Raw genomic sequence first — 6,284 nt, forward strand, 5'->3', positions numbered from 1 at the left:
GGATGCAACGCGGTTATCGTTCATCGAATAGCGTCTCGATGATCGGGCAGTCAGGAACATCCCCCTTGGCGCATTCTGCCGCCATGCTGGTCAACGCCCGTTCGAGCTTCTTCAGGTGCCTGATCTTCTCCTTGACCGATCCGAGGTGCTCCACCGTCATGGCGTGCACTTCGCCGCAGCTGACGCCATCCTGGTCCACCATCGTCAGCATCGCCCGGATCTCGTCGATGCTGAAGCCAAGTTCGCGGCTGCGTTTGATGAAGGACAGGCGCTTGAGCTGATCGTGGGTGTACTGCCGATTGCCGCCTGCTGTCCGGTCCGGCTGCGGCATCAGCTCAATGCGTTCATAGTAGCGGATCGTCTCGATGTTCACGCCTGTCTCGCGGGACATGGCGCCGATCGGATAGCCTCGCGCGTTCGTGATATCCGCCATTCCGGAAACCCCTTGCATCTGTAGTCGCTACAGATGGTACGCTTATCGCTAGAATGGATCAATCGGAGACCCGAGCATGACGTCTGAGGCTGACATCGCGCGCGAACCAGAGAGCGATCTTGGATCGAAAGCCGCGACGGCAGGCGGTATTCTCGGAGCGCTCGCGATGACGTCGTGTTGCATCCTCCCGTTGGTGCTGTTCAGCCTCGGGGCCACTGGCGCGTGGATCGGCCAACTCGGCGCGCTCTATCAGTACAAGTGGATCTTCTTCGCCTTCGCCGGTGCCTCACTCGCGTACGGGTTCTGGAAGGTCTATCGACCCGCACTCCGAACCTGCACCGACGGCAGCTGTGAGCGGCCTGTCAACCAGCGGTTCATGAAGGGCGCGCTGTGGACGGCCACAGCAGTCGTCGCGCTCTCTCTGGCCTTCCCCTACATCGCCCCGCCGCTGCTTGGATACTGAGAAAGGACCATTCATGCGCAAGACACTCATCACCCTCGGCGTAGCGCTTCTCTCTGCAGGCGCCGCCTCCGCCGAAGAACGCCAGGCCCAGATCGAGGTCAGCGGGCTCTGGTGCCCGTCATGCTCCTACATCGTCGGCGAGGCGCTGCAAAAAGCGGCGAGCGTCGAGATCGTATCCTTCGATGAGCATGAGGACGGCGCGTCCGGTGTCTACACGATCACGTTCGACGACACGCAAACTGCGCTCGAGGAGATCGTCGCCCAGCCCTCGGCCTATGGCTATACAGCCGTTCTCCTCGATGACGCGTCGAGCTCCTGAGGCCTCACCCATGCGCGACAAACTCCTGCTGACCGGTGTGATCGGCACCGTGATCGTGGCGCTTTGCTGCTTCACGCCGGTTCTCGTGATCCTGCTCGGCGTGGTCGGATTGTCTGCGCTGACCGGCGTTCTCGATTACGTCCTGATTCCGGCTCTCGCCGTCTTTGTCTTGCTGACGATCTACGCGCTGGTCCGCAGGAACCGGTCTCAACAGGAACACACCGATGTCTGACTGCTGCTCGAACGGGAACGAAAGCTACGACCTCGCCGTGGTCGGCGCCGGTTCAGCGGGATTCTCCGCCGCAATCACTGCCGCCGAAGACGGCGCGCGCGTGGCACTAATCGGCCACGGGGTCATCGGCGGAACCTGCGTGAACGTGGGCTGCGTCCCTTCGAAAGCGATGATTAGGGCGATGGAGGTAATGCATGCGCCCAGAGCCGCCCGGCGGTTCGACGGGATCGATGCCGAGGCGCGGATCACCGACTGGGCGGCTGTTGTGCGACAGAAGCAAGCTCTGGTCGATGACCTGCGCGCCACGAAGTACATCGACGTACTGCCGCAGCACAACGGCATTGCCTACGTGGAAGGCGCGGCGCAGTTCGCCGAGGACGGCAAGCTGATGGTCGACGGAAATCCGCTACCGGCCGGAAAGATCATCCTCACCACCGGGTCCCGGCCGCATGTGCCGGACATCCACGGGATCGAGAGCATTCGCCATCACGACAGTACGTCGATCCTCGAACTCGAAGCGCTACCGTCCTCCGTGATCGTCATGGGCGGCGGCTACATCGGCGTCGAACTGGCGCAGGTCTTCGCGCGAGCCGGCGCGCGTGTCACCATCGTCACGCGCCGCGGGCTCCTGCCCGAAGCGGAGCCGGAGATCGGCGAAGCGCTGACCCGTGCCTTCGAGGACGAAGGCATCGCTGTCAGAACCGTGACGTCCTATTCACGCGTGGCACAGAAGGACGGCGGGATCGCGTTGACCGTGGTCACCGATGGCAACGAGGAAATCGTCAAGGCCGAGGAACTGCTGCTCGCCACAGGTCGCGTACCCAACACCGAGAGTCTCTCACTCGCTCGCGCCGGCATTGAGACCTGCGCTCGTGGCGGCATCAAGGTCGACGACCGAATGCGGACGAGCCGTGCGGGTGTTTATGCCGCTGGCGATGTGACCGGGCGGGATCAGTTCGTCTACATGGCGGCCTACGGCGCGAAGCTCGCGGCGAAGAACGCCATGAACAGCGACAGCCTTGTCTATGATAACAGTGCCATGCCGGCGGTCGTCTTCTCCGATCCGCAGGTGGCCAGCGTCGGCCTGACTGAAGCCGCAGCGAAAGCTGCCGGTCATGACGTGCGCACCTCGGTCCTGCCGCTCGATGCCGTGCCGAGAGCGCTCGCCGCACGGGACACAAGGGGGCTGATCAAGCTGATCGCCGACGGGGCTACGAAACGGCTACTGGGCGCGCATATCCTCGCGCCCGAGGGTGCCGACAGCATCCAGACCGCGTCCATGGCGCTGAAAGCCGGCATGACCTACGAGGATCTTGGCGCAATGATCTTCCCCTACCTCACGACGGTTGAAGGGTTGAAACTTACCGCGCAGACCTTCGACAAGGACGTGGCCGCGCTCAGTTGTTGTGCGGGATAGGGTGAACGCCACCATGCACAACTGACCGAACGGAATGGGATGTGAATTGAAGGACTCCATCAACGTCAGACACTTATCGTTCGCATCGAAACTCTGACGAGGATTGCCTTAGCACCGGTTACATCACGGTGCATCGGGCGGAAGCTGATGTCTCCACCAAAACGGAGACACAGCCATGTTCGAAGACATTTTCTTCCCACCGGCGGCGGCGAAGCATCGTGACGCGCCGTTTGCCGATCAGAGAGCCGAGTACCTTCGCCATCTGAGGAAAAGCGGTGCCAGCCGCGCCACACTGCGCAAATACGCCAACGATCACCACCACCTCGTCCGGCATCTGAGCCTGAATGAACACGACCGGATCGGCCTCGCCGAAGTGGAGGCAGTGGCCGCGATCTGGTCGCGGCCAAAGGGTCGCCGGTGCGCCCGGGCCGCGACGGACAAGGCGCGACAGAGGTTCGTCAGTCATTGCGTCGAACTGTTGCGGTATCTCGGCTGGATCGAGGATGCCAACGGCGAGCCTGGTCCACATCAAGTCGAACTGAAAGCCTATGAGGACTGGCTGCGAAACGTACGCGGTCTGTCGGCGGAAACCATCGACGGCTATTCAAGAGGAGCGGGCCAGTTCCTTACAAGGCTCGAAGAAACCGGCGCCAAGCTGGGCGCCCTCGCGATTGCAGACGTCGACCGCATCATCGGCGAAAAGCAGAAACATGGTGCCTGGAGCCGCAGGACGATCCACCACTTCGCTCAGCGCCTGCGATTGTTTGTCGGCTTCGCTGAGACACGCGGATGGTGTCGACCCGGTCTGTCCGCAGGCATCGTCGCACCCGGCTTCATGGCCGATGAGGTCGTTCCGAAAGGCATCCACCGCAACGATGTCTTGCGCTTGTTGGGGTCCATTCAAGGGACACGGCCGGTCGACAGGCGGGACCGGGCCGTCCTGATGCTGTTCGTGTCCTACGGATTGCGCGCAAGCGAGGTTGCGGGTCTGCGTCTCGACGACATCGATTGGGAAAACGAACTCCTTCGGGTGCGGTGCTCCAAGCCGGGCCGAACCCATCTCTGGCCGCTGTCGGAGGAGGTGGGATCAGCAATCCTGGATTACATCCACGACGTGCGACCCACCTGCTTCGGGCGCAGCCTCTTCTTAACGTCCTGCGCACCAATCCGACCAGTGAGCCGCAAGACCTTGGGCAAGATCGTCCGTGACCGTTTGGCCGGGATCGGCGTGGTCACGGGCCGACGAGGTCCGCATGCTCTGCGCCATGCCGCCGCCCAGCATCTTCTCGACCAGGGGATGGCCATGAAGGTGATCGGGGACTACCTCGGTCATCGCGATCCGTCCTCCACCGCGATCTACGCCAAGGTCGACCTCGCGGCTCTGCGCGAGGTCGCGGCCCTCGATCTGGAGGGATTGTCATGAAGCTGAGAGACGCAATCGAACACTATGTCAAATGGCGGCAGGTGCACGGCGCGAAGTTCGTGACGACCCGGAATCTGCTGCGGCAGTTCCTTCACCATGCGGATGGCGACGCTGAATGCGATGCCGTCACGAAGGCACAGATTCTCGCCTTCCTCGCCGGACAGGGGCCTGTAACCCGGCACCGAGAGAACAAGACCTATGCGCTGGCCGGATTCTGGCGTTATGCGATCAGCCGAGGTTATGCGTGTCTGTCGCCCCTTCCCGAGAATGAGCCGCGGAGCTCGTTGCGAACGCCACCACATATCTACAGTGACGATCAGCTGCAGCGGCTCTTCGATCCTTGGAACATCGCGCGCGCCCTGCAAGGCGCGAGGCAGCTTGACCCGGCCACGTTCCGAACCTTGCTTCTCTTGCTCTACGGTGCCGGGCTGCGGTTCGGCGAGGCGACCGGTCTCACGCGAGCGGACGTGAACCTGCCAGACGCCGTCCTGACCATCAGGGACACGAAGTTCCACAAGTGCCGACTGGTTCCTGTCAGCCCCCGGCTTGCGATGGTGCTGGCAGACCACCTGTCCGGTCCGACGAGTAAGCGAATCGCGGAGGATGGTACGTCGTTCGTCCTGAGCAATCGGGACGGCTCGCGGCTCGCCAGCAGCACCGTTCTGGCCGCCTTCGACAGATTGCGGCGCGTAGCCAATGTGCATGGCAAGGCCGGTATCCGGGAGCTCCCGCGCCTGCACGACCTCCGGCACAGCTTCGCGGTCCACAGACTGACGGCCTGGTATCGGGAAGGGGCAGATGTCCAGCGCTTGCTGCCATGGCTGTCCACCTATCTGGGCCATTCCGATCTGGAAGGCACGAAAGCCTACCTGACGATGACGCCCGAGCTCCTGCAGCAGGCTTCGCAGAGATTTGCGCACTATGTCGGCGGAGGCGCCAATGCCTGATCGAGAACTTCTTGGCCCATGGCTTCGGCGCTTCCTGATCGAGTACATCGTCAGCGAACGCAATCTCGCCCAAAACACGCGCGCGAGCTATCGCGATACGTTCACTCTGCTCCTACCCTTCGCTAGCGGAAAGCTGCGAAAGCCCGTCGAGCGGTTGACGGTGTGCGACCTTACATCTGGTCTCGTTCTGAAGTTCCTTGCCCATATCGAGGACGACCGCGGATGTTCGGTCCAAACTCGCAATCAACGGCTGGCAGCAATCCGCGCCTTCGCCCGCTTCGTCGGCGGCCGGGATCCTGCTCATGTCGAATGGTGTGGGCATATCCGCGCGATTGCGTCGAAAAAGTCCATAACGCCGCCGGTCGGATGGCTGACGCGGACGGAAATGGAGGCGATGCTCGCGGTCCCTGACCGCAGCAGCCACAGGGGGCGGTGCGAATACGCTCTACTGCTCTTCCTCTACAATACCGGAGCCCGCGTCTCCGAGGTCACGCAGCTCCAGGTTCGGGATCTGACCCTCGATCGCGACAGGGGCGGTCACGACCTCGCTACCTTGCGCGGCAAAGGCGGCAAGACCCGCCAATGCCCGCTGTGGTCCGAAACCGAACGGCTCCTGGCAGAGCAAATTGTGGGTCGGACGCCCGAGGCGCCGGTCTTCGTCAGCAGGCTAGGTAACGCCTTCACCCGCTTCGGGATCTACCGGCTCGTCGAGCGGTGCGCGGCAGACGTTCCAGCACTGGCGGGACGGAAGGTCACGCCGCATGTCATCCGCCATACGACGGCCTGCCACCTCGTTCTAGCTGGCGTCGATGTCAACACCATCCGCGCTTGGCTGGGCCATGTCTCGATCAGCACGACGAACATCTATGCCGAGATCGATCTCACTTTGAAGGCCAACGCCGTGGCACTCTGTGAGGTCGGCTCTACGGGACCAAGGCGCCGGTGGAAGGAGGACAAGGATTTGATGGCCTTCCTGAAAGCCTTGTGAAACCACATCGTCAGCCACATCCCGTCTCGGCCCAATATCCTGCCAGGAACCGACCGACATCT

At 62.5% G+C, this 6,284-nt stretch carries 8 protein-coding genes; 7 read left to right on the forward strand and 1 reads right to left on the reverse strand.

Annotated elements, in window-relative coordinates:
* Positions 1-13: 13 nt before the first annotated feature.
* On the reverse strand, positions 14-433 hold the full coding sequence (locus tag JF539_RS27370; RefSeq protein WP_207144421.1) for a MerR family transcriptional regulator: 420 nt from the start codon (positions 431-433) through the stop codon (positions 14-16).
* Positions 434-509: 76 nt separating this feature from the next.
* Here JF539_RS27370 and JF539_RS27375 point away from each other — a divergent pair, with 76 nt between their 5' ends.
* From JF539_RS27375 to JF539_RS27405, 7 genes are all read left to right on the forward strand, one after another.
* Complete coding sequence (locus JF539_RS27375) at positions 510-896, forward strand: mercuric transporter MerT family protein (RefSeq protein ID WP_207144422.1); 387 nt, start codon at positions 510-512, stop codon at positions 894-896.
* 13 nt (positions 897-909) lie between these two features.
* Entirely contained in the window at positions 910-1,215 is a 306-nt protein-coding gene (locus JF539_RS27380) for a heavy-metal-associated domain-containing protein (RefSeq protein ID WP_207144423.1), read from the forward strand.
* Between the two features lie 10 nt (positions 1,216-1,225).
* Positions 1,226-1,447, forward strand: coding sequence for a mercury resistance system transport protein MerF (gene merF / locus JF539_RS27385; protein ID WP_209017646.1), 222 nt, complete (start codon positions 1,226-1,228; stop codon positions 1,445-1,447).
* A complete protein-coding gene (gene merA / locus JF539_RS27390) occupies positions 1,440-2,864 on the forward strand; it encodes a mercury(II) reductase (RefSeq protein WP_207144425.1) in 1,425 nt (474 codons plus the stop codon). The genes merF and merA overlap by 8 nt, the downstream gene beginning before the upstream one ends.
* Positions 2,865-3,039: 175 nt before the next feature.
* Complete coding sequence (locus JF539_RS27395) at positions 3,040-4,287, forward strand: tyrosine-type recombinase/integrase (protein ID WP_207144426.1); 1,248 nt, start codon at positions 3,040-3,042, stop codon at positions 4,285-4,287.
* Entirely contained in the window at positions 4,284-5,234 is a 951-nt protein-coding gene (locus JF539_RS27400) for a tyrosine-type recombinase/integrase (protein WP_207144427.1), read from the forward strand. The genes JF539_RS27395 and JF539_RS27400 overlap by 4 nt, the downstream gene beginning before the upstream one ends.
* On the forward strand, positions 5,227-6,222 hold the full coding sequence (locus tag JF539_RS27405) for a tyrosine-type recombinase/integrase (RefSeq protein ID WP_207144428.1): 996 nt from the start codon (positions 5,227-5,229) through the stop codon (positions 6,220-6,222). Before JF539_RS27400 ends, JF539_RS27405 begins: the two co-directional genes overlap by 8 nt.
* Positions 6,223-6,284 lie beyond the last annotated feature (62 nt).

It is taken from the genome of Roseibium aggregatum (assembly GCF_017309185.1).
Lineage (GTDB): Bacteria > Pseudomonadota > Alphaproteobacteria > Rhizobiales > Stappiaceae > Roseibium > Roseibium aggregatum_B.